This window comes from Arthrobacter sp. P1_B9, assembly GCF_056406495.1.
The window spans coordinates 88863-111849 of record NZ_JBFUAA010000008.1; the positions used below are offsets into that span (position 1 = coordinate 88863).

19 protein-coding genes are annotated in these 22987 nt (G+C 68.0%); 8 read left to right on the top strand and 11 right to left on the bottom strand.

All coding sequences use genetic code 11. The annotated features are described in order from the left end of the window. Positions 1-40: 40 nt before the first annotated feature. On the bottom strand, positions 41-1276 hold the full coding sequence (locus AC1D1A_RS12835) for an MFS transporter (protein WP_476871858.1): 1236 nt from the start codon (positions 1274-1276) through the stop codon (positions 41-43). Between the two features lie 154 nt (positions 1277-1430). On the opposite strand from AC1D1A_RS12835, the gene trmB reads away from it, so the two are divergent. Both trmB and AC1D1A_RS12845 read left to right on the top strand, forming a co-directional pair. After that, positions 1431-2387 (top strand): tRNA (guanosine(46)-N7)-methyltransferase TrmB, encoded by a 957-nt coding sequence (trmB, locus tag AC1D1A_RS12840; protein WP_476857012.1) that lies wholly within the window; start codon positions 1431-1433, stop codon positions 2385-2387. A 102-nt stretch (positions 2388-2489) separates the two neighbouring features. Next, positions 2490-3296 (top strand): DUF1206 domain-containing protein, encoded by an 807-nt coding sequence (locus AC1D1A_RS12845; protein WP_476850730.1) that lies wholly within the window; start codon positions 2490-2492, stop codon positions 3294-3296. A gap of 74 nt (positions 3297-3370) precedes the next feature. Here the strand turns inward: AC1D1A_RS12845 and AC1D1A_RS12850 are convergent, their stop codons facing one another. Next, entirely contained in the window at positions 3371-4054 is a 684-nt protein-coding gene (locus tag AC1D1A_RS12850) for an anti-sigma factor family protein (protein ID WP_476947866.1), read from the bottom strand. Then, the gene (locus AC1D1A_RS12855) at positions 4051-4560 is read right to left on the bottom strand and encodes a sigma-70 family RNA polymerase sigma factor (RefSeq protein WP_476947867.1); all 510 of its coding nucleotides are present in this window, start codon (positions 4558-4560) and stop codon (positions 4051-4053) included. Before AC1D1A_RS12855 ends, AC1D1A_RS12850 begins: the two co-directional genes overlap by 4 nt. A gap of 186 nt (positions 4561-4746) precedes the next feature. On the opposite strand from AC1D1A_RS12855, the gene AC1D1A_RS12860 reads away from it, so the two are divergent. Continuing rightward, positions 4747-5274, top strand: coding sequence for a COG4315 family predicted lipoprotein (locus AC1D1A_RS12860; RefSeq protein ID WP_476947868.1), 528 nt, complete (start codon positions 4747-4749; stop codon positions 5272-5274). Positions 5275-5439: 165 nt separating this feature from the next. Here the strand turns inward: AC1D1A_RS12860 and AC1D1A_RS12865 are convergent, their stop codons facing one another. Then, positions 5440-6384, bottom strand: a complete 945-nt coding sequence (locus tag AC1D1A_RS12865; protein ID WP_476857017.1) for a DMP19 family protein — start codon at positions 6382-6384, stop codon at positions 5440-5442. Between the two features lie 196 nt (positions 6385-6580). On the opposite strand from AC1D1A_RS12865, the gene AC1D1A_RS12870 reads away from it, so the two are divergent. Next, positions 6581-9985 (top strand): DEAD/DEAH box helicase, encoded by a 3405-nt coding sequence (locus tag AC1D1A_RS12870; protein WP_476947869.1) that lies wholly within the window; start codon positions 6581-6583, stop codon positions 9983-9985. A gap of 36 nt (positions 9986-10021) precedes the next feature. Here the strand turns inward: AC1D1A_RS12870 and AC1D1A_RS12875 are convergent, their stop codons facing one another. After that, a complete protein-coding gene (locus AC1D1A_RS12875) occupies positions 10022-10489 on the bottom strand; it encodes a hypothetical protein (protein WP_476871797.1) in 468 nt (155 codons plus the stop codon). A gap of 9 nt (positions 10490-10498) precedes the next feature. Next, positions 10499-12451: a primary-amine oxidase gene (locus tag AC1D1A_RS12880; RefSeq protein WP_476850736.1), complete on the bottom strand. Its 1953-nt coding sequence runs from the start codon at positions 12449-12451 to the stop codon at positions 10499-10501. Between the two features lie 118 nt (positions 12452-12569). Between AC1D1A_RS12880 and AC1D1A_RS12885 the strand changes: the two genes are divergently transcribed. The 3 genes from AC1D1A_RS12885 to AC1D1A_RS12895 all read left to right on the top strand — a co-directional run bounded on the left by AC1D1A_RS12885 (position 12570) and on the right by AC1D1A_RS12895 (position 15063). Next, positions 12570-13160: a TetR/AcrR family transcriptional regulator gene (locus AC1D1A_RS12885; RefSeq protein ID WP_223917200.1), complete on the top strand. Its 591-nt coding sequence runs from the start codon at positions 12570-12572 to the stop codon at positions 13158-13160. Between the two features lie 123 nt (positions 13161-13283). Continuing rightward, positions 13284-14255: an AraC-like ligand-binding domain-containing protein gene (locus AC1D1A_RS12890; protein ID WP_476947870.1), complete on the top strand. Its 972-nt coding sequence runs from the start codon at positions 13284-13286 to the stop codon at positions 14253-14255. A 547-nt stretch (positions 14256-14802) separates the two neighbouring features. Then, the gene (locus tag AC1D1A_RS12895) at positions 14803-15063 is read left to right on the top strand and encodes a hypothetical protein (protein ID WP_476887107.1); all 261 of its coding nucleotides are present in this window, start codon (positions 14803-14805) and stop codon (positions 15061-15063) included. Positions 15064-15210: 147 nt separating this feature from the next. Here the strand turns inward: AC1D1A_RS12895 and AC1D1A_RS12900 are convergent, their stop codons facing one another. Next, the gene (locus AC1D1A_RS12900; protein WP_476947871.1) at positions 15211-16680 is read right to left on the bottom strand and encodes an APC family permease; all 1470 of its coding nucleotides are present in this window, start codon (positions 16678-16680) and stop codon (positions 15211-15213) included. 334 nt (positions 16681-17014) lie between these two features. Between AC1D1A_RS12900 and AC1D1A_RS12905 the strand changes: the two genes are divergently transcribed. Beyond that, positions 17015-18424, top strand: a complete 1410-nt coding sequence (locus tag AC1D1A_RS12905) for an aldehyde dehydrogenase family protein (RefSeq protein ID WP_476947872.1) — start codon at positions 17015-17017, stop codon at positions 18422-18424. 21 nt (positions 18425-18445) lie between these two features. On the opposite strand, the gene AC1D1A_RS12910 is transcribed toward AC1D1A_RS12905, so the two are convergent. From AC1D1A_RS12910 to AC1D1A_RS12925, 4 genes are all read right to left on the bottom strand, one after another. Next, complete coding sequence (locus AC1D1A_RS12910; protein ID WP_476947873.1) at positions 18446-20608, bottom strand: elongation factor G-like protein EF-G2; 2163 nt, start codon at positions 20606-20608, stop codon at positions 18446-18448. A gap of 106 nt (positions 20609-20714) precedes the next feature. Next, a complete protein-coding gene (locus tag AC1D1A_RS12915; protein ID WP_476850742.1) occupies positions 20715-21113 on the bottom strand; it encodes a hypothetical protein in 399 nt (132 codons plus the stop codon). Between the two features lie 426 nt (positions 21114-21539). After that, positions 21540-21962: a heat shock protein transcriptional repressor HspR gene (locus tag AC1D1A_RS12920; protein ID WP_028275425.1), complete on the bottom strand. Its 423-nt coding sequence runs from the start codon at positions 21960-21962 to the stop codon at positions 21540-21542. A gap of 15 nt (positions 21963-21977) precedes the next feature. Next, positions 21978-22961, bottom strand: coding sequence for a DnaJ C-terminal domain-containing protein (locus AC1D1A_RS12925; protein ID WP_476850743.1), 984 nt, complete (start codon positions 22959-22961; stop codon positions 21978-21980). Between the last annotated feature and the right edge of the window lie 26 nt (positions 22962-22987).

Sequence of the window (22987 nt, forward strand, 5' to 3'; positions counted from 1 at the left end):
TCAGGACAGCCACAACTGATAGCTCATCGCATTTAAAACATCAGTCGCCGATGTAGCGGTCGCGCCCGGCCCGGTACCCGAACACCGCTGCGAGAGAGCCCACCAGCATGAACAGCACACCCGCCGCTGCAAAGGATCCGGTGGACTGGTGCAGCTGGCCGACCAGGAGCGTGCCGCTGGAGCCAATCCCGTAGCCCACGCCCTGCATCATCCCGGAAAGGTGGGCCGCGGTGTGCCCGTCCCGGGTGCGGACCATGATCAGCGTCAGCGCGGCGGCGGTCAGGCTTCCCTGCCCCAGGCCGAGCAGCCCGGTCCACAGCCACAGGAGTTCCACAGGCCCGAAGATGCTCAGCGCGAAGCCACCGCCGGTCATGAGCGCCACCACCGTGTTGAGAGCACGCTGGTCCCGGAACCTGGTGGCCAGCGCCGGCGCGAACAGCGAGCCCAGCATCTGCAGCGCAATCGAGGCCGAGACGATCAGGCCGGCCGTGCCGCCGTCCACCCCCCGTTCGCGCAGGATCGGCGCCAGCCAGGCGAAGACGCTGAAGGACATCATGGCCTGCAGGACCATGAACCCGGTCACCTGCCAGGCCACGGCGGAACGCCAGACGTTGACGCCTCCGGCCGGCCGCGCCGCCCCGCCGGGACGGGCCCGGAGCGCCGGCGGCAGGAACAGCAGAAGGACGACGCCGGCCGGCAACGCCCAGAACCAGAGCGCCGCCGTCCATTCCCCGCTCGCGCGGAAGACCGGGAACGTGAAGCCGGCACCGAGCGCGGCCGAGGCACAGATCGCCGTGGTGTAGAGGCCGCCCATGAGGCCCAGGCGATGCGGAAAGTCACGCTTGACCACGCCCGGCAGCAGCACGTTGCACAGTGAAATCGCGGCCCCGCACGCGGCGGTCCCGGCGAGCAGAGCCGGAAGGTGGCCGGCCGCCGGCAGCTCCAGGGGCCGCAGCAGCAGCCCGGCGGTGAGCACCGCCATGGCACCGAGCAGCACCCGTTCGGCCCCGAACCGGCGTGCCAGCCCAGGGGCGAGCGGAGCGAACACCCCGAGCAGCGTCACCGGGACGGTGGTGAGCACCATGACCGCCCAGGCCGGAAGCCCGGCGTCGGCCGTCACCTCCGGCAGTACCGCAGCGAAGCTCGAAAACACTGTGCGGAGGTTCAGCCCGATCAGGACCAGGCAGATCCCCAAATACGCGAGCTGCCGGCGGCCGGCAGCGCGCGGCGGCCCGACGGGGCCGTCCCGGAGAACGGCGCCGGCCGAATGGTCCAACTCGTCAGTTTTCCCAGCTGAGGTCACCCGCCCCATTCTTGCAGGCCCGCGTCTTCACCCCTTCCCTTCAATCCTTCCTCCGTGGCCGGCCCGCCGGGGCGGCCACGGGATCCCCGGGCGGCCCGGCCCTGCGAACTCAACTATTCTGGAAGGGATGAGCGAATCCCCAGAATCCCCCGGCCTGCAGGCAAACCCGGAGTCCGGCGTCCCGGACCAGAGCCAGCTGCCGCGCCCCGTGACCCCCGGCAGCCAGGCCTCGTTCGGCACCTATGGGGGCCGCCCGGTGAGCTTTGTACGCCGCGGCACGCGCCTTCAGGGCCGACGCCAGGCGGCCTGGGAGGAACACGCAGACCGTTGGGCGGTTGAGGTCCCCCGCCATGTCGCCAACACCTCCGTCCACCCGGACTATGTGTTCGACGCAGAGGCCGAATTCGGCCGCACGGCTCCGCTGGTTGTCGAGATCGGCTCCGGGCTGGGCGACGCCGTTTGCCACGCCGCGGAGCAAAACCCGGACAAGGACTTCCTGGCCGTGGAGGTTTACACCCCCGGCTTGGCCAACACCTTGATCAAAATCAACAGCCGCGGACTGAGCAACGTGCGGGTGGTCGAGGCGAACGCCCCTGAGGTGCTCGCAACCATGCTCCCGGCTGGCTCCGTCACGGAACTATGGGTGTTCTTCCCGGATCCATGGCACAAGTCCCGGCATCACAAGCGCCGCCTCATTCAACCGGCGTTCGCTGATCTCGCCGCCCGGGCCATCAGGCCCGGCGGCATCTTCCGGATCGCGACCGACTGGTCCAACTACGCCGTTCACGTCCGCGAGGTCATGGCGGGCTCGGCGGAGTTCGAGAACCTGCACGAGGGCGAGCGCGCCGGCGCGGACAGCCCCCTGACCCAGGTGTGGGAATCCGGCGTCGAGTCCCGCGTGGGCGGAGCACCGGTCAAGGAAGGCCGGGCGCCGGTCAGCACCGAGCACACCGGACCCAACGAGGGCGTCGACGGGACCGGCGGGTGGGCGCCGCGGTTTGAGGGCCGTATTCTGACCAGTTTCGAAAACAAGGCGCACGAAGCCGGCCGCCTGATCTTCGACCTCAGCTACCGCCGGATTTAGGCACCACGGCGCGCGGGTACCTTTTGTTGAGCGGCTTCGCGTGGCACGATTACGGAACGAACCACGCTGGGTAGTACTAAGGAAACGATCATCAAACGAGAATTGAACGACGCTGCTGACGTCGCCGAGGACGTCACCAATTCGAAGCCCCTCGAAATCGCAGCGCGGGCCGGGTTCGCCGTATCGGGGTTGCTGCACTTCCTCATCGGGCTGGTCGCGATCCGGCTTGCCATGGGCGGCCAGGGCCAGGCCGATGTCAGCGGCGCGGTGGAAGAGCTCGCCGGGCAGCCGGCGGGGCCGTTGCTGCTCTGGACGTCGTTTGCCGCCTGCGTGGCGCTGGCCATCTGGCAGGCGTCCGACGCCATTTTTGATTTCGGGCACCTGCCGACCAAGAAAAAGGTCGGCAAGAAACTCAAGGCTGCCCTGCAGGCCGTGGTGTACACCGCGTTCGCCCTGACGCTCGCGTCGGTCGCTACCGGGGCCGGCTCCGACAACCGCGAGTCGACTTCCGATATGACCGTAAACCTCATGAAGGCACCGGGCGGCGTCGCACTCCTGGTGATTATCGGCGCCGCGGTAGCCGTCACCGGGGTCGTCTACGCGATCCGCGGCTTCAAGAAGTCCTTCATCAAGTACCTGCGGATGCCGTCCCAGCCGCAGGCGCGCACCGCAGTGACGGTGATCGGCATGGTGGGCTACGTTGCCAAAGGCTTTGCCCTGCTGCTGGTGGGCCTGCTCATCATCATCGCCACGGTGAAGGCACACCCCGAAGAGTCAACCGGGCTCGACGGCAGCCTGAAGGCCCTGCGGGAGCAGCCGTTCGGCGTGTACCTGCTGGCCGCAGTGGGCGTAGGCCTGATCTGCTACGGCATCTACATGGCGATGCGGGCCAAGCTCGCGAAGATGTAGGCCCGCGTCGGTTTCCATGTCCCGGACCGGAAGCATGTCCCGGACCGGACGGACCGCCGCGCCCCACGAGTGGGCTACCCCTGGGGCACGGCAATGACAGCAACGGTCTGCTGCTGCTCATCGCGCATCTCGACACTGGCGATCCTGGCCAGCTGCACCGGCGTCGCCCCGGTGATCCGGACTCTGCCGGTGGGCGTCGCCGTCCACGCGCAGGCGCGGTCCACGCCGCCGTCACGGTCCTTTACCCAGAGTGAGAGGGTCCCGGCGACGGGCAGGCTGCGGCCGTCCACCGCCAGTTCGGTGCCCCAGGTCTTCTTGACGAGCCCCACAGTGACCTCCAACCCGCTGCTGGCCGCAACGGAATAGCTCGCGTCCGGTTTGGCGGGTTGGTTCAGCAGCGGACCAGCCAGGATCCCCAGCCCCAGGCATGTGGCGGCCGCCGCGGCCACCGCCGACGTCCACCGGCGCCGCACCTTCCGGCGTCGGGCGGCGAGCTCGTCCAGGAGCCGGCTTGGGACAGGTTCGCGTTCCGGCGGGATCAGCGCGCGGTCCCGGGCGGCCGCCGCCGCGGCGGTGAGCGCGACGGCGTCGGACACCGGGATCGCGTCCAGCAGCGCGGGGAGGCTGGCAAGTTCGTCCAGCTCCTGACGGCAGTGGGCGCACACCGCAAGATGCTGCTCGAAGGCCGCGGCTTCGGCCGGCTCCAGCCCGCCGAGCAGGTACGCGCCGAGGTAGTGATGCAACTCGGTCCCGTTCACTGCTGCACCCCCATTTCGTCGAGGATCGTCCGTAGGGCCCGGACGGCGTAGAACGCCCGGGACTTCACCGTGCCGCTGGGGATCTTCAATTGGGCGGATGCCTCCTGGACTGTGTAGCGGCGGTAGTGGAGCGCAACAAGGACTTCGCGGTGTTCCGCGCTGAGCCGCAGCAACGCCTCTTCCATCAGCACCTTGTTGAGCAGCTCGTCAATGCGCCCCGCGCCGACGCCGCCTTCCGGGAGGGCCTGGACATCGCAGTCGCCGGCTTCCTGCGGCCGCCTTTGGGCCTTGCGGTAATTGTCGATCATGATGTTGCGTGCCGTCCGGAACAGGTAGCTGCGCAGGCTGCCTGTGATCTGCGGCGCCTGCTGCCAGACCCGCAGCACCGTCTCCTGGACGACGTCGTCGGCGAGCTGAGGATCCCGGGAGACGCTGAGGACAAAGCGTTTCAGGGCCGTTCCGTGGTCGCGGTAAATCGCAGCTACGACGTCTTCGTCCAGCGGCATTGCCCACCTCCCGGAAATTCGTGCTCTGCCCCTCTACGACGTACGGGCAGGCCCAATAGTTCAGTGTGCCCCAGGACAGCCCGACACGAACATGTCGGTTCCGCCATGAACCATTCCGCTCTCCATGGCGTCGTATCTCGTAGCGCCGGCCTCCGAGTTGGGCTGGCTCGAGTCTAGGAGCAGCAAATGAAGAAGCATCTCAGCATTGGCTTGTCCGCGTTCGCTCTGGCCGCCCTCCTGTCCGGCTGCGGCGGCGGAACGACCACGACGCCGACGTCGGCGGCACCGGCCACGTCGGCTCCCGCAGAGTCCAGCGCGCCGGCGAGTTCCGCGCCGTCGTCCATGACCGCGGCGGAGCTCTCGGTGGGCGAGTCCAAGGCGGGCCAGATCGTGGTGGCCGACCAGGGACTGAGCGTCTATTTCTTCACCAAGAACACGAAGGATTCCGGGAACAGCGTCTGCACCGGCGCGTGCCTGACGTCGTGGCCCGCTGTCACGTCGACGACGGCGACTCCCACAGTTAACGGCGTCACCGGCAAGGTCGGAACCATTCCCACGGCTGACGGAAAGATGCAGGTGACCATCAACGGGATGCCGATCTACTACTACTCCAAGGACCAGGCCGCGGGGGACATCAACGGCCAGGGCGTCGGCGGGGCCTGGTACCTCGTGTCACCCTCCGGGGAAATGATCACGGCACCGCCGGCCGGGTAGGCTCACCGGCCGCGGATCCGCCGGGCCCGGTCCGCCGAGCTGGAAAACTAAACCCGGCACGGCCGGGCCAGAGTTAGTCGGCGCGGGTTGCTCAACACGGCACGGCCGGCGCCTGCATTTGGGGGCAGACGCCGGCCGTACCGGAAAACTGTCGCGGAAGGCCGCCTAAGGGCGGGCCTTTTCGAACTCCGCTGACCCTGCGAACTCAACAGCCCCTTCGAAGTCAACAGCCTCTTCGAACTCCACAGCCGCGAGGATTTCCTGGGTCCGCGGATTGAGCATGAAGGCCTCGTCGTCGTCCTCCAGCATGAGGAATTCGCCCTGTTCCGTGGTGAAGTGCCAGGCCAGGGTGGTCTCCCCGTTGTGCTCATAATTCGGATCGCCCATGGTGATCCGCACCAGGCTGTGGCCCGCGAGGGCGCACAGCTCGCGGATGATCTGCTCGAACTCCGGTGCGTCCAGGAGCGCCTCCTCGGCGGCTGCCGCCTGGCGCTCCGCGAGGTCGGAAAGCCGGGCCACCCGCCCGGCAATGTGGGCGTCGAGGTCGTCGTCGGAAAGGACCAGCAAGTCCTCCTGGCCGCGCAGCCACGCGGCATTCAGCGCAGCGATGTCCTCTGTTGCGAGGATCGACTCGAATTCCCCGTCCAGTTCTTCGATGCGCCGAACGGCGTCGGAGACCCCGTCGCCCGGTTCGTCTTCCTCTGTGCTTCCGGCGGCCCAGCCGCTGCCGCCGTCGAGGTAGCTGTCGACGTCGGTGTCGGTCAGGGCGCCGAAGGCGGCCACCGTGCGGTTGAAGAGCTCCAGGTGCGCGGCGGCACCCATGGCCTCCAGGCCTTCCCGGACGTAGGGGTCGACTTCCTCGCGTTCGGGCGCGGTGAACACGTACTGCGCGAAGCCGCCGGCCAGCGCCTGCGTGAGGTAGAAGTCCACGTAGTAACTGCGCAGCGCGGCCGGGGAGATCTCTTCCGTGTCCAGCAACTCCTCGAACATGGCGTTGACCACGTTGACGTTCGCGTCGACAACGTCCTCGTTTCCGCCTTTGAGGCTTTCGGTGGTCAGCACGGTGGGGTAGCTGTGGGCGGACTGGATGGTGGGCTCACTGTGGGTCATGCGGAATCCTTACTGCTGGCGCTGCTGATACTCCGGACCTCTCCACGGTAGGTCCGTCGTCACGGCCGGCGGCCGAGCCCCGGTTGAACGTCAGGCGAAGTTTAAGCGGCGCTTGTGCTGGCGGCGGCGAAGTTCCGGGGTCCCGGCCGGCTCGGTAAGATGGATCAGATGACCACCTGCCGAAAGTAGCGCGCACATGCCATCCCATCCGGACGAGAGTGCGGCACTGGCAATACAGACTCCCGCGATCAACGACCGCTCCCTCGCGGCCGGGCTCGCCTACGCCATGGGGAGCCGCGTTTCCGGGATCTCCTTCGACGCCGCCACAGGCCTGCTGCTGGGCAAGGTGCGGGGCGGTTCCGACGTGCCCTATTCCACGACGGCGAAGCTGGTCCGGAAGGCGGGCGGCTGGAGCTGCACGGTGGGCGTCTGCAGCTGCCCGGTCCGCAAGGACTGCAAGCACGTGGCGGCCCTGCTCTTCGCGGCCGAAGACAACCCCGCCACCAGGATGCAGCTGCTGGCCCCCGCCGAGGGCACGCGGCTGTCCCGCCAAAGCGCGCCACCGGAAATGGCCGACTGGGAGCAGGCCCTTAGCCCCCTGATCGCCCACCCGGGGATCACGCCGTCCGCCAACGGCACCCCGCTGGCGCTCCAGTTTGACGTCGAGGAACCCGCCCCGCACTTTTCCTACACGGGCCGCCGCGACCCGCTCCGCAGCGTCCGCCAGCTCAAGGCACGCCCCGTCATCATGGGCGCCAAGGGCAAGTGGATCCGCGGCGACGTCTCCTGGAGCACACTGAGCTACCTGAACTACCGGCGCGAATGCAACGAGGCGCACGTCGAGTGGATGCAGGAATTCCTCGCCTCGCACACCGCTGTGGCAAACCGCCAGCACTCCGGCACCGGACTGTGGCTGGGACTGAACACCTATGCCGGCAAGAACCTGTGGAGCCTGCTGTCCCAGGCCCAGAAAATCGGCGTCGCCCTGGTGCACAGCCGCGGCACGGAGCCGGTGCGGCTGGTCGAGCAGCCTGCCGCCGTCGGGCTGAACCTGGCGCGCATCGGCACCGGCGGGGACGACGGCGGTCTGGAGCTCGCGCCGACCATCACGGTCGAAGGTGAGGTGGTGGATCCGGCGTCGGTCGGGACCATCGGGCGCCCGGCGCACGGAATCTTCCTGGCGTCCGGCGGCGGCGCCCTGCCCGGTACCGCCCCCGCCGACCCCGTCATCACCCTCGCCCCGCTGGAAAGCGGTCTCAGCGAGGAACTGCTGACCTTCGTCACGGGCGGGACCACCCTGCACATCCCCGCACGGGACGAAAGCCGCTTCCTGACCGGGTTCTACCCCAAGCTCAAGCAAACCGCCCGGGTTACCGCCTCCGACGAGTCGGTGGAACTGCCCACGCTCGCCGTCCCCACACTGTCCCTGCTGGCCAATTACGGGGCCGACCACCGGGTCCGGCTGCATTGGGAATGGCACTACACGTCCGGAAACCTCGTCACGGCGCAGCCGCTGTGGCGGCACCCGGGCGATCACGGCTACCGGGACGACCCGGCCGAGGCTCGCATCCTCGAGGCGGTCGGACAGCCCTGGGACGTCGTGCCTGCCCTGGGCGAATCCGCGACCGGCGGCTGGGGCACGCCGCGCCTGGCGGCCACGGCAGAGCTGGCCGGACTGGACACCCTCGCCTTCACCGAGGACGTGCTCCCCCGGCTCCGCGACCTCCCCGACGTCTCCGTGGATACCTCCGGCGAGATTGCGGACTACCGCGAAGCCGACGAGGCCCCGGTGGTGGCGATCTCCACAAAGGCGACGGACAGCCGCGACTGGTTCGATCTGGGCATCGTCATCACCCTGGAGGGCCAGCCCGTTTCCTTCGCGGCACTGTTTTCCGCCCTCGCCGCCGGCCAGACCCGCATGCTGCTCCCCAGCGGGGCGTACTTCGCGCTGGACCTGCCGGAGCTGCACCAGCTGCGGGCCCTGATCGACGAGGCCCGCTCCCTGCAGGACAACCCCGGCGACAAGGACGCCCCGCTGCAGATCAGCCGCTTCCAGGCCGGGCTGTGGGACGAGCTCGCACACCTGGGCATCGTGGATGAACAGGCCGCGGCGTGGCGCGAGTCCGTGGGCGGTCTCCTCGAAGGTGGCATCAAGGGCCTTCCGCTGCCCGGGTCGCTGAACGCCGAGCTGCGCCCGTACCAGTTGGAGGGCTTCAACTGGCTGAGCTTCCTGTACCGCCACGGCCTCGGCGGCGTGCTGGCCGACGACATGGGCCTGGGCAAGACCGTCCAGGCCCTCGCACTGATCTGCGCCGCAAAAGACGCCGCCGCAGGCGATGAAGCCGGGCCCGGGTCCGGGGCCGCCCCGTTCCTCGTCGTCGCCCCCACTTCCGTGGTGGGCAACTGGGAGGCGGAAACGGCACGGTTCGCGCCCGGGCTCAGCGTGCGCGCCATCGGCGAAACCTTCGCCAAGAGCGGCTCGCACCCGGCCGAGGCGATGGCCGGAGCGGACATCATCATCACCTCCTACGCCCTGTTCCGGATCGACTACGAGGCCTACGCCTCCCAGACCTGGGCCGGGCTGGTCCTGGACGAGGCGCAGTTCGTCAAGAACCACCAGTCCAAGGCCTACCAGTGCGCCCGCAAATTGCCCGCCGCCTTCAAACTCGCCATCACCGGCACGCCGCTGGAGAACAACCTGATGGAGTTCTGGGCACTGACCTCGATCGTGGCTCCCGGGCTCTTTTCCAGCCCCAAACGGTTCGCCGAGTATTACCAGAAGCCGGTGGAGAAGAACGGTGACAAGGGGCAGCTGGACAAGCTCCGGCGGCGCGTCCGGCCGCTCATGATGCGGCGCACCAAGGAACAGGTCATCAGTGACCTGCCGCCCAAGCAGGAACAGATCCTGGAAGTCGTGCTGAACCCGCGGCACCAGAAGGTCTACCAGACCCACCTGCAGCGGGAGCGCCAGAAGATCCTGGGCCTGATTGAGGACGTCAACAAGAACAGGTTCACCATCTTCCAGTCGCTGACCCTGCTCCGGCAGCTGAGCCTGGATCCCTCGCTGATCGATCCCTCCCTGTCCGGGGTGCGTTCCAGCAAGCTCGATGTCCTGTTCGAGCAGCTCGCGGACCTGGTGGCAGAAGGGCACCGGGCCCTGATCTTCAGCCAGTTCACCGGTTTCCTGGGCAAGGTCCGGGAGCGCCTGGTCGAGGAGAACATCGAGTTCTGCTACCTCGACGGCGGCACACGCAACCGCACCGACGTCGTGAACGAGTTCAAGAACGGCGCCGCGCCGGTATTCCTCATCAGCCTCAAGGCCGGCGGCTTCGGCCTGAACCTCACCGAGGCCGACTACGTGTTCCTGCTGGACCCGTGGTGGAACCCGGCATCGGAGGCCCAGGCCGTGGACCGGACCCACCGGATCGGCCAGGCCCGGAACGTCATGGTCTACCGGCTGGTCGCCAAGGACACGATCGAGGAGAAGGTCATGGCGCTCAAGGCGAAAAAATCCCGGCTCTTCGCCGACGTCATGGAAGGCGACGCACTCACCGGCGGCGCCCTGACGGCGGAGGACCTGGCGGGGCTGTTCAACGACTGACGCTGACCAACCCGGAAGCAGCGCTTCAGCCGCGCTTCAACCAAGATACGGCCGACCGGGGTCCGCCCGCAGCCGGGCCAGCAGCGTCGCGGCGATTAGCGCCGTCGTCATTTCCAGCGCGATGACTGCCAGCAGCGCCCCGGAACCCGACGGCGCCGCGCCGGCCCCTGCGGCCGCTGCGGCGGTTCCGTGGTGACTGTGGCCCGTGCCGCCGGCTCCCGTGCCGAGGAGCAGGACCGCGTGCACCGCGGTCATGGCCAGCGCCGCGGCCATCACCTGGCGAAGGGCCCTGAGCCTGCCGTGGCGCCAGATGTGCACGGCGCACGGCAGGCACACTGCCACCATGGCGAGCATGAGCACGTTCAGCCAGGTCCCGTGCTGGTTCCCGGCGGCCAGCCACAGATGCGCGAGGCACGACGCCGCGGTCACGGCGGCGCAGATCCGGGAATGTAAGACGACGCCGGCGGGGCCGGCCCGGCGGCCCAAGCTGGCTGCGACACTCACGGCGTCGGCCTAGCTGTGGCAGTGTGCGCCGGCGTCGCCATCGCCATGGCAGCCAGAGGACGGCTGAGCGTTGGCCGGCACGTCCAGCACGGGGCTGCGGTCGAAGAAGCCCTCGGGCCGGAGCTTGAAGCCGACCGTGTCCACCGGCATGATGGGCCAGTCCTCCGGACGCGGGAAGTGGGTCAGGCCGAAGGTGTGCCACACCACGATGTCCTGGCCGTCGATGTCGCGGTCCTGGGCAATGTAGGCCGGCAGGCCTGCTCCCCCGGCGTGCTGGTTGACGAAGTCGCCCGTGGGGTACCGCTCCTCCTCCGCGAACCGCGTGACCCACAGGTCCTTCGTGGCAAAGGCGGCGCGCCGGGCGATGGAGGACTCCGGGTCTGCCAGGAGAGTGGGCTGGCCCTGGGCATGCAGCTTGTAGCCCACGGGATCGCCCAAGCGGTTGCGTGATTCCGGGTTGGAAATGATCCAGGTCCGGCCGCTGCGCGCGTCGGCTTCCCGGACGGCTTCCGACTCGCGCGCCAGGACAGTCCGCTTCCGTGAGAACGCGTTGCCGCGTTCGTTGCCCTCGCCCATTCCCTGGCGGACCACATCCTCTTCCTCGACCCGGTTGGTGAGGCCGTCGACCGCCATGTCCAGCCGCGCGCTGAACAGGTGCTGGTGGTACGGGGCGCCCAGGCCCGGAGCCAGTTGGGAGATATTGGCCGAGCCGCCTTCGGGGTAGGCGGAGGTGAAGACCACGCCGGTGGCCTTGGCCTCGAACTCGATGGTGCCGTCGAGGTAGAGGTACCAGTAGAAGCCATAGTCGTAGTTGCCGATGGTGGTGAAGAACGAGATCACCAGGCGGCGGTTGCGGCGGGTGTAGTTGATGCCCGTCCAGAGGTCGCTGTGCTTGGCCAGGATCCCCCAGTCTTCCTCGTGCATGCAGATGCCGTTGCGGATCTCGCGGGGGTTGCCGAAGGCGTCGCTGATGACGGGGCTGAGGTAGGTGATCTCGCCGAGGCAGTCGCAGCCCAGTTCCAGGGAGTTGGCGTACTGGCCCACGAGGTATTCGCCGGTGTCGAAGTAGTTCTGCCACGACCGGATCGGCGACGGGTCCCCGTACGGGACCACCATTTCGGCGATCGATGCGCGGTTGATGATGGGCCGCAGGCGGTCGCCGTCCTGGAAGGCAAGGTTGTGCAGCACCACCCCCTCGCGGACGTCGAAGCCGACGTCGACACTCCACTTTTCCCATTCGACGTGGTTGCCGCCGGTGACCGTGAAGCTGGGCCCGTCCGGCTGCGTGATGTTGATGGGCTTCTGCGTGGTGCGCAGCGGGCCGGTGAGCTCCGGATCGGTGTAGTTGCCGTGCTCCGCGGGAATCGGGACGGCGCCGGTGTCCAGCACCTGCGTCACTTCCTGGCTCACGACGTCGACATAGGCCACGAGCCCGTCCACCGGGTGCGCCCAGGCGCTGTCCTCGGGGAAGTCCTGCACGAAGGCCAGGCCTCGCAGGATCCGCCGGCCCCTTTCCTCCGGGTACTCGAAGACGCCGGCGGACAGCGGGGCAACGCGGACCTTGCTGACGTCCAGACCGCGGCTGGCGAGGGCCTTGAGCCAGCGCTCGTCCGTGGCCAGGAGCTGTTCGACGACTTCGAATTCCTCCTCGAGCACCGGGAGCTCGCCGGTGGCCGCCGTGTCCAGCTCGACGGCGGAAACCACCGTGCCGCTGGAGACCGAAACGGTCACATCGGCCGGCCTTCCCCCTGCGGCATCGTGCAGGAAGACCCGGAACCGGCGGTCCTCACTTTCGGCCGGCGCGTTCCGGGCGGGGTCCAGCAGACCGAGGTACGCGATGCGCCGGGTCCCGCCCAGCAGTCCCGCGGCACGCAGGATGCCCTGGACCGCGGTGATTTCGGCGCCCGTGGCCAGGCTGTAGGGGCTGTAAGGGGTGCGGGTGTCAGTTTGTGCGGTCATCATGACGGCCTTCGTTCGGTGACCCTGGCGGGTCAGAACTTTATTTTCTATAGTTGTAGAGAATACGGAAATGTAAGCTGTGCCACAAGAGTCCGACGCAAAATATTTGGGGAGCTGTCCGGTGCCAAAGATTGTCGACCACGACCAGCGGCGGCTTGAACTCGTCGACGCCACGTGGCGGATCATCGCCCGGCTCGGGATCGAAAGTGCCACCATGCGGGAAATTGCCCTCGAGGCAGGTTTCGCGAACGGCGCCCTCAAGCCCTACTTCCCTACCAAGGATGACCTGCTGACCTTCGCGTTCGGGCACGTCTTCAACCGCACCAACGAGCGCATCGCTGGAGTCACCGCCGGGCAGGCCGGACTGGCGGCCCTGCGGTCGTTTTGCGTCGAGGTGCTGCCGCTGGATGAGGAGCGGATCAACGAGGCCCGGATTGTCATCCCGTTCTGGCAGAAGGCCATCAATGACCCCGGCAAGGCCCGGATCCACCGGGATTCGATGGAGCAGTGGCTTGCGGCGATGCGGCGGTACCTTGCCGAGGCGCGGCAGGCCGGCGCCGTCACCACCGCCGTCGACGACGCCGCCCTGGCCGGGCAGCTGCTCAACCTCCTTCTCGGCGCGCAGATTACGGCGGCACTCACCCCGGAAGGCCAGGTGGAACTCGGGCTGAACGAGCAGCTGGAGGGCTTCCTGACCCTGCTGGCCTGCTAGGCCCCAGGCAATCTTTATTCGCCGAGCGTCGAAAAAAGATGACATCGGCGGGCCGCGCCGCTACCCTGAAAGGACTGTGTCCCATGACACATTCCAAGAATTATGACGGCGTCAGGATCTTCGATGACTGCAGTTGCAACCCGCCCAGTGGCCAGCCCCGCCGGACAGGATGTCCTCACCAGCACAGCAGAATCTTTCGACCACTGGAGGCACCTGGTCGCGGAGTCCTTCGTTCCCCTGGCCGCCTCTAGCGCCGATGCGGACAACTTCCGCGGCCGCATGCGGGCCCGCAGGCTGGACCGTGTGGCACTCGTCGAGGTCTCCTCCTCGAGCCATGAGGTCCACCGCACGCCGGCGCTGATTGCGCAGTCCAACCAGCGCTATTTCAAGCTCAATCTCCAGCTGCGGGGTACCGGACTCCTGATCCAGGACAACCGCGAGGCAGTCCTGCATCCGGGGGATCTCTCCATCTATGACACCAGCCGCCCGTACACGCTTGCCTTCGAGGGCGACGCCCGGCTCATGGTGTTGATGTTTCCCTGGGACGCGCTGTCCCTGCCGCCGGACTGCATCGCGCAGCTTTCGGCGCTGCGGATGGCCGCCGACGGGGGCCTCGCCGCGATCGTCGGCCCCTTCATCGCCCATCTCGCGGAGAACCTGGAGGCGCTGAGCGGCCCCAGCGGATCGCGGCTGGCCACCAACGCCCTTGATCTCGTCTCCACGATGCTGCATTCGGAACTGGACATGTCCCCCGACCGTATGAGGCCCCAGGCCCTGTTGGCGGCATCCGTCCGCGAGTACATCGATGCCCACCTGGCCGATCCAATGCTGTCACCGGCGTCCATCGCGGCGGCCCATTTCATCTCCACCCGGCACCTGCACAACGTCTTCCATGAATCCGGGACCACCGTGGCGAGCTGGATCCGGACCCAGCGGCTGGAGGGGGCGCGCCGCGAACTGCGCGATCCGCTCCTGGCCGGAATGCCGGTCGGAGCCGTGGCCGCGCGCTGGGGCTTCCTGGATGCGGCCCATTTCAGCCGCACCTTCCGTGATGCCTTCGGTGAGTCCCCCAGCGACTGGCGGCGCGGCGCCTGAGCCTGGCCTTCACCCCCTGCCGAGAGCACCTGCCGTCGTCAGCACCCGCCAGCCGGGACTCAGAGGCGCCCCGTCATCAATAGCGGTCGTCAGTGCGCGATTCGTCCTCATGCCGTCCCGCCTTCGGCCGGGCGGGGCCGGGTCATGCCGGTTGACGCCAGCCACAACATCTCAGTCCAGTTTTTTCCAAGGGCTATTCCGGACAATACGAGGTGCTCGGACGGCGTTCGCGGCTCCCACTATGCGAACACGTCCAAGCCAGGTTCGGTACGCAAGGCATGGCCTTACCAGGGCTGATGTCAGGGAACAGGTGACGACCAACGGGGGCGCTATGAATCGATCTGCCAAGTCAATGATCTGCGCCGTGCTGTTTACCTGTCTGGCCTTGGTGGCCTGCGGCCCGCCGGAGACGCGACTCTCTTCAGCGGAGACGGCAGCACCCGCTGGTGCAGCCGCATCCGCAAATCCATCCGCGTCCGCCGACCCGGCTGCGTCGTCCGTGGGAACCGTCGATGCGGGCGCGCAACAGCGGGTCAAGAATCTGTGCATGGATCAGCTCAAGGCCCAGGCCTCCGGTGCAACCCCCGCGCCGGGCCAGCTGCGCCCCGCCCCGAAAGTCACGCTGGTGAGCGTCAAATATCTTGGGGAGATCAAACAGATCTCGCTTCCGGACAGTGCCTCCGGTTACGAACTCGGCGTCGAATTCGTCTACAAGATCGGACACGATGATTCCAAAACCGCCACGAAATTCTGCCGGGTAAATTTGACCGACTCGACCGTGGACTGGAAATGGACGGCGAGCCCCTAATCAGGGCCCGGACTATCTGTGCCAGCCCGACGTCGAGGGCTCTGAGACTGACACTAAGAGACGGGAGAGGCTCCGCCGGGGAAGCCGGGCGGAGCCTCTCTGCAGTCCAGAAACGCGATACCGCGCCTCTGTGCCCAAGGCCGATCGTCAGGCAGTGACCCCTGCGCGCGCGGCCCTGCGCTCCACGGCAATTTCCACCAGCACACCGGCGGTAAACACAATGGGTACGGTCAGCAGCAGGCCCACGGCCGTTTCGGCACTGCCGCCGATCAGAGCGGTGAAGTTGATGATGACGAGGGACAGGACCCAGCCAAGCAGCAGGGTGGCGAGCACCGGTGCCACCGCGGTCTGCCAGAGCTGGCCGGACACCCTTTCCCGCCGGAAGTAGGCGACGACGGCCAGCGAGCAGAGCATGTACAGCACCAGGAGCGCGGCCACGGCCAGCCCGCTGAACCAGGAAAAGAGGGTGAGGACAGGATCCAGGGACAGCACCGCGAACGGCGCCACGAGCAGGAAGGCGACCACGGTCTGGATCCGCGCAGCGACGGCGGGCGCCTTGTGCCGGTTGGTCCGGGCCACTCCGCGGGGCATCGACCCGCGCAGGGCCAGCGAATGGAGGTAGCGGTTGATGCCGTTGTGGAAGGCGATGATGCCGGCGAGCAGGGAGGTCACGAGCAGCATGCCGGTGACCGTTCCGGCCCACGGCCCGAACAGCTCCACCATCGGCGTCAGCACGAACGCGGTGGAATCGCCCGATTCGAGGGCCGCGCCCGCGGCCTCGATGACGTGCGAGGGTCCGTAGTAGCTGACCAGCATCCAGGAAATGAAGGAGAAGAAGACCGCGATGACGACTACCGAAAGGTACGTGGCCCGGGCGACGGTGCGGTGGGCGTCCTTGGCCTCGGCCGAGTAGATGGCCGTTGATTCGAAGCCGAACATGGAGGCGACGGCGAACATGATGGCAACGCCCGGGGCGCCTGCGCCGATCGCCGCGGGAGAGAAGGACGCCGCCAGGCTGATCCCCTCCGGCCCGCCGCCCCGCAACAGCACGGTGAAGCCGAACATGAGCAGGATGGCGACCTCCAGGCCCACGAGCACCGCCAGGACCCGCGCCCCGAGTTCGATGTTGAGGGAGCCCAGCACCTGCACGCCCGCCATGGTGATGGCGGCCAGAAGCCACCAAGGGACCACCATCCCGGCAGATCCGAGGAGGCCCGAGAACGCCGCGCCGTACAGCCCATACATCGCGGCCTGGACCGTGCTGTACGCGAGGAGCGCGAGCCACGCCGCTCCCGCGCCGACCTTCCGTCCGAAGGCGGCGGTGACATAAGCGTAGAAGGCGCCGTTGGCCTGGATCTTCCGGCTCATGGCCACGAAGCCGACCGCGAAGATCACGATGACGATGCCCACCACCAGATACGCGCCGGGCGCGCCGGCGCCGTTGCCGAGCGCTGCGGCCAGGGGTGATGCCCCGACGATTCCGGTCAACGGCGCCTGGGCTGACAAAACAAAGAAGAGAATGCCCATGACGCCGACGCTGCCGGCACGCAGCGCGGTGGAGTGCTCCGTGCGGGGGCTGGATTCTGCGGTCCGGGAATCTGAATTTGAAATACTCATCGGATCCTTCTTAACGGTCATGAGTCTGGGAGATGGGGTGCGTTGCACCGTGAAATCCAGCATGGCAGGTGGCGCCCGTCACGCTTTTGTCGATTAGCGACCGGTTGTTGTTCCTGAGCGTAGTCAGCACCAGGCCCTGCGCCGGCCGCACGGCGGGCCGGACGGCTTCGGGTCCGCAGCCTCAGGAAATAGCTTTCGGTGTTCCGTTCGCTCCCGCACAACAGCTCTTCGCGGATAGACAAGCCCCTCGGCCCCTCGCCGGAGCACGCTTGAAACAGCACTCTTAGGCCGCACCGGCCGCGTTCTCTGACCTACTCGATGTGGAGTACCCCCCATGGAAACCTACGACGCCCTGCTCGCCTCGATCACCCCGGTGTCCGGGGAAACCCGCACGATCTTTGACCCGGCCACCGGACAGCCGGTCGGCGAAGCACCGGTCCACACCGTTCAGGACCTCGAAGCCGCCATCGCCGCCGCAGCCGCCGCGCAGCCGGCCTGGGCAGCACTGGGCCACGACGCCCGGTCCGCCGCGCTGCTCAGGGCCGCCGACGCCGTCGAACGCTCCGCCGAGGAACTCGCCCGCCTGCTCTCCCGCGAGCAGGGCAAACCGCTGAACGGCCCGAACGCCCGCTTTGAGGTCGGCGCCTGCGCCGCCTGGCTCCGCGTCGCCGCCGGCACGCCCCTGGACCCCGAAACCGTGGTGGACGACGGCGAAACCCGCGCCGAACTGCACTACCGGCCCATCGGCGTCGTCGGCGCGATCGGCCCCTGGAACTGGCCCATGATGATCACCGTCTGGCAGCTCGCCCCAGCCCTGCGCATGGGCAACGCCGTCGTCGTCAAGCCGTCCGAATACACCCCGCTGTCCGTCCTTGCCCTCGTCGAAATCCTCAACCAGGAACTCCCCGAAGGCCTCCTCACGGCGGTCTCCGGCGGCCGCGACGTCGGCGAGGCCCTGGCCGGACACCCCGCGATCGGCAAGATCATGTTCACCGGCTCCACCGCCACCGGCAAGGCCATCATCAAATCCTCCGCCGACACCGTCAAGCGCCTCACCCTGGAGCTCGGCGGCAACGACGCCGGCATCGTCCTGCCCGACGCCGACCCCAAGGCGATCGCCGAGGGCCTGTTCTGGGGCGCGTTCATCAACACCGGCCAGACCTGCGCGGCGCTCAAGCGCCTCTACGTCCACGACGCCATTTACGACGCCGTCTGCGAGGAACTCGCCAGCGTGGCCCGTGCCATGCCCATGGGCAACGGACTCGACGAGGCCAACGTCCTGGGCCCGCTGCAGAACCGCCAGCAGTTCGACATCGTCGCCAGGCTCGTCGAGGCAGCCCGCGACTCCGGCGCCAGGATCCTGCTCGGCGGCAACCCGGAGAACGACCAGCCCGGGAACTTCTACCCCACCACCCTCGTCGCGGACATCGCCAACAGCAACCCGCTGGTCGCCGAGGAGCAGTTCGGCCCCGCCCTGCCGATCATCCGCTACGGCACCGTGGACGAGGCCATCGCCATGGCCAACGCCGTCGACGTCGGACTCGGCGCCTCAGTCTGGTCCTCCGACGTTGCCGAAGCCCGCAAGGTGGCGGCCCGGCTCGAGGCCGGCACGGTCTGGATCAACAAGCACGGGGCCGTGGACCCCCGCATCCCGTTCGGTGGCGCGAAGCAGTCCGGCTACGGACTCGAATTCGGTGTCGAAGGCCTCAAGGCCCTCGGCGTTCCGCAGGTCATCAACGGCTGACGCTGCACTTTGCAGGGGCCATCAGCGCAGCGCCTGCGGCACGGGTTCGTGCCGCAGGTAGCTGCGCCGGAACCGGCCGCTGCCGGCTGTCAGGGCCCGCAACTCCACCGCGTACCGCAACAGTTCCTGGTCCGGCACCTCGGCGCTGATCTCGGTGCCGTCGGCGCCGGCGGAGGTGGTTCCGGTCAGGCGTGCCCGCCGGGAGGACAAGTCGCTCATCACGGCGCCCACGTGGTCCTCCGAAACGCTGATGGTCACGGACGAGACCGGCTCCAGGAACTGGATGCGGGTTGCCCCGGCCGCCTCCCGGAGGGCCAGCGCCCCGGCCGCCTGGAAGGCAGCATCGGAGGAATCCACGCTGTGCGTCTTGCCGCCGATCAGCGTTACCTTGATATCCACTACCGGGAACCCGGCCGAGACGCCTTTCTGCATCTGGGCCCGGACGCCCTTTTCCACCGAGGTAATGAACGGCCCGGGAATCACGCCGCCAACGGTCTTGTCGACAAACTCGAACCCGCCGCCGCGGTCAAGCGGTTCCACCTCGATGTCGCACACCGCGTACTGGCCGTGGCCGCCGGATTGTTTGACATAGCGCCCGTGTCCGGCGGCCGGCGCGGCAAACGTCTCCCGCAGCGGCGTGATGACCTGGACGCTCTGCAGGTTCACCCCTTGGTCCCGCAGCCTGCCCAGGACGACGTCGGCGTGCGCCTCGCCCATGCACCACAGGATCAGCTGGTGGGTTTCGGAGTTGCGTTCCACCCGCAGCGTCGGGTCCCCGGCAGTGACCTTCCCCAGGTTCCTGGCCAGGGCGTCCTCGTCGCCGTGCGTGGCGGCTTCGATGGCGACCGGCATGAGCGGGTCCGGCATGTCCCAGGCGGCCACCAGCAGCGGCAGCTCCTTGGCCGAAATCGTGTCGCCGGTCTCGGCGGTGCCCAGCTTGGTCAGCGCGCAGATATCCCCCGCGACGCAGAACGGCACTGGCCGCAGTCCTGATCCCAGGGGCGAGTACAGGTGGGTGACCCGCTCGTCGCTGTCGTGGTCCTCGTGGCCGCGGTCGGCCATTCCGCGGCCGCCCACATGGATGGCGGCGTCCTCCCGCACCACGCCGGAGAAAACGCGCACCAGGCAGACGCGGCCAAGGAACGGGTCGATCGTCGTACGGACCACTTCACCGAGCAGCGGACCGTCGGGGTCGCAGCCGAGCGCGCCGGCGGGCACGCCGTCGAGGTCGGTCGCTGCGGGGACGCCGCGCTCCGCCGGCGTCGGAAACGCACGCACCAGGACCTCGAGCAGTTCCGCCAGGCCGAGCCCGGACTCCGCCGACGCCGGCAGCACCGGGTGGAAGGACCCGCGGGCCACGGCCGTCTCCAGATCGGTGATCAGGACGTCGGGGGCGATTTCCTCGCCTCCGAGGTAGCGGTCCATGAGCGTCTCGTCTTCGCTCTCAGCAATGATCCCTTCGATCAGCGCGCCCCGTGCGGACTCCGCGGCGGCGAGTTCGACGCCGGTCGCGGCCCGGGTGGCCGGCGCCGGTTCCGCATCACTGTAGTCGGAGACCGTGCCGGTCAGCAGTCCCAGCAGCCCGGTGACGGGACCGTCCGCGGGGACCGGCAGGTAGAGCGGAAGGATGGAGTCGCCGAATGCCAGGCGGCAGCGGGCGATGGCGGCGTCGAAGTCCGCGCGCGGATGGTCCAGGCGGCTGATGACCACGGCCCGCGGCATCCCGAGCCGCTGGCACTCGCTCCAAAGCGCCGTGGTCGCTGCGTCGACATCGTCGGTGGCCGAGACGACGAACAGCACCGCATCCGCCGCCCGGAGCCCTGCCCTCAGCTCGCCGATGAAATCCGTATAGCCCGGAGTGTCCAGCAGGTTGACCTTGATGTCCCCCACCATCACCGGCACCACCGCGAGCGCCACGGAGCGCTGCTGCGCGATGGCGGAAGGATCCGAGTCGCTCACCGTAGTGCCCTCGGCGATCGAGCCCTTGCGGGTGATGGCTCCGGTGGCGGCAAGCAGTGCCTCGGTGAGCATCGTTTTTCCGGAACCGGAATGCCCCACGAGTGCCACATTGCGGACCTTGTCCGGCTGTTCCGGCGGCGCGACGCCGTTGGCGTCTGCCCGCCGGAGGTCAGACGTACCCCGGGCCGGTCCTCTTGACGGCGTCTTGGCGCCTTTCGACGGCATGAGAACCTCCCGGCGTCGCATCCACTCGTGCCCTGCAGGGCCTTGTGTTAAGGATTGGACACCCTGGGACGCCCGGACAGCAAGGTCTTTTTCAGGCCGTAGTTTTTCAGGCCGTGGCCGGAGCAACCAGGGACCCGGAGGCTGCCCGGTTCCGGAGCCAACGGCCCAGGGCCTTGCCTTTGCCCGTCCACCAACTGTCCTCGTCGCTGCCATGGTGCCACCTGAAGATCACGGCGACCATGACGAACACTCCAGCGGCGACCTCGGGCCAAGAGCCGGAGGCGGCATCGAGGAGCACGCTGAACGCCATGACCACGATGGAAGGCAGTGCAAGTGTCCGGAACCACGTGTTGGCGACGAACCGGCTGCGGGATCGCGGCACGGAGACCGCGCGGACGAAGTCGAAGCACAGGCAGACGACCACCAGGGCCTGCCCCAGGGACATCAGGATGTGCCCCGGCAGGGAACCGGCAAACAGGACGGCCGCCTGGAGCCCCGGGCTCACGGCGTGCCCGTCAACGCAACTGGCCGCAGCCGGGACCCGCCCCGAAGGGGCGAATCAAACCTGGGCGAATCACACCTGGACGGATCAAACTCGGTTGAATCATGCATGCGATGCCCCCCGGCGTCTACGCTGCTCCTGCGCTGGCTCCGCGCCCGGGCTTCCCGTAGGAGCTGTAGGCGTGTCATGCCAGCCTTTTCTGACACTCCAATTCAACGCGCGGAATGGGCATGAAGTCACGCAAATCAGGTACCCGACTATCGGATGGTCGGGTACCTGATTGCGTTCCGGTGTACTCGGTTTGCTCCTGCCGCTACTTGCCCCGGCATTGCGACGTAACTGAAAAACGTGATGGTTGACACATTGCCCGTGGCCGTGTCATCGCCGCCCTGCTCACCAGGGAAACCTGGGGAAACCGCGAGATGAGTCCTAGCCCATGCCCCTCGGCCGCCACACCACCAGCGCCTGCGACCGCGCCTGCGGACGCTTGCCGCGGGCCAGGCTGACGACGTCGCCGGCAGTTCCTGCGGCGAAGATCCGCGAATCGGCCCCTTGGCGGCGCCGGCCCAGTTCCTCAGTCAGTTCTCCGACCCGGCGCTGCAGGGCGGCCACCTGGTTCTCCAGCTGCAGGATCCGCTTGATGCCCTCCAGCGAGACCCCCTCCTGGGAGAGCCGCTGGACCTCGCGGAGCATATTCACATCCCGCTGCGAGTAACGCCGCGACTTGCCCGGGGCACGGCTGGGCGAGACGATGCCCAGCCGGTCGTACTGGCGCAGCGTCTGCGGGTGCATGTCCGCCAGTTCCGCGGCAACGGAGATGACGAAGATCGGCTGGTCGAAGTCGATGGCCATGGCTGGATCCCGTTCCTAGAGCCGGGCCTTGGCTGCCAGGCCCGCGCGGACGTCCTCATTGGCGGTGGCCGCGGCGAAGGCCTTCACGGCCTCCTCCGCTTCCTTGTTCAGCTTCCGCGGAACAGCGACGTCGATCGTCACCAGCAGATCGCCGGTGGCTTTGGCGTGCTTGACGCCGCGGCCCTTGACGCGCAGGGTTCTGCCCGAGGGCGTCCCTGCCGGAACCCTGACCTTGACCGTGTCGCCGTCGACCGTCGGAACCTCGATGTCTGCGCCCAGGGCCGCCTCCGGGAAGGAGACCGGGACGTGGATCCGGAGGTTGTCGCCGTCGCGGACGTAGAATTCGTGCGGCTTTACCGAGACGGTGACCATGAGGTCGCCGTTGCCGGCGGGGGCGTACTGCCCCTTGCCGCGGACGCGGACCTTTTGTCCGTCCTTGATGCCAGCCGGGATGCGGACGTCGATGACCTCACCGTCCGGTTCACGCAGGCCGATCGTGGTGCCGCGGATGGACCCGCCGAATGAGATCGAGGTCGACGCGGTGCGGTCCGAGCCCTTCTGCGGAGCCCGCTGGAAGGACTGGCCCCCGCCGCCGAATCCGCCGCCGCCGAAGAGATCTGCAAACTCGGGCGGCATGCCGCCGGCCGTGCTGTAGCCGCCGGAGTGGCGGCCTCCGCCGCCGGTAAAGAGCCCGCCGAAGAGGTCCTCGAAGCCAGCTCCGCCGCCGGCCCCGCCGCTTCCGCCAGGGGCAAAGCGTGCGCCGCCGCCCATGGCCCGGATGGCGTCGTACTGCTGGCGCTCATCGGGATCCGAGAGCACGGAATAGGCCTCGGAGATGTCCTTGAACTTCTTCTCCGACGCGACGTTCCCCGCATTGGTGTCCGGGTGGTGCTGCCGGGCAAGTTTGCGGTAGGCCTTCTTAATGTCGGCGTCGGAAGCGTCCTTGGCGACACCAAGGATCTTGTAGAAGTCCTTGTCCACCCAGTCCTGGCTAGCCAATGGCGTTTCCTTTCAAAGTCTGTATT

Bases quoted from the DNA above. Each gene is read 5' to 3' on its own strand.
- trmB (WP_476857012.1), top strand. From the start codon at position 1,431: ATGAGCGAATCCCCAGAATCCCCCGGCCTGCAGGCAAACCCGGAGTCC.
- AC1D1A_RS12855 (WP_476947867.1), bottom strand. From the start codon at position 4,560: ATGCCGCTGGACGAAGACGTCGTAGCTGCGATTTACCGCGACCACGGA.
- AC1D1A_RS12860 (WP_476947868.1), top strand. From the start codon at position 4,747: ATGAAGAAGCATCTCAGCATTGGCTTGTCCGCGTTCGCTCTGGCCGCC.
- AC1D1A_RS12865 (WP_476857017.1), bottom strand. From the start codon at position 6,384: ATGACCCACAGTGAGCCCACCATCCAGTCCGCCCACAGCTACCCCACC.
- AC1D1A_RS12870 (WP_476947869.1), top strand. From the start codon at position 6,581: ATGCCATCCCATCCGGACGAGAGTGCGGCACTGGCAATACAGACTCCC.
- AC1D1A_RS12880 (WP_476850736.1), bottom strand. From the start codon at position 12,451: ATGATGACCGCACAAACTGACACCCGCACCCCTTACAGCCCCTACAGC.
- AC1D1A_RS12890 (WP_476947870.1), top strand. From the start codon at position 13,284: ATGACTGCAGTTGCAACCCGCCCAGTGGCCAGCCCCGCCGGACAGGAT.
- AC1D1A_RS12895 (WP_476887107.1), top strand. From the start codon at position 14,803: ATGGATCAGCTCAAGGCCCAGGCCTCCGGTGCAACCCCCGCGCCGGGC.
- AC1D1A_RS12900 (WP_476947871.1), bottom strand. From the start codon at position 16,680: ATGAGTATTTCAAATTCAGATTCCCGGACCGCAGAATCCAGCCCCCGC.
- AC1D1A_RS12905 (WP_476947872.1), top strand. From the start codon at position 17,015: ATGGAAACCTACGACGCCCTGCTCGCCTCGATCACCCCGGTGTCCGGG.
- AC1D1A_RS12910 (WP_476947873.1), bottom strand. From the start codon at position 20,608: ATGCCGTCGAAAGGCGCCAAGACGCCGTCAAGAGGACCGGCCCGGGGT.
- AC1D1A_RS12920 (WP_028275425.1), bottom strand. From the start codon at position 21,962: ATGGCCATCGACTTCGACCAGCCGATCTTCGTCATCTCCGTTGCCGCG.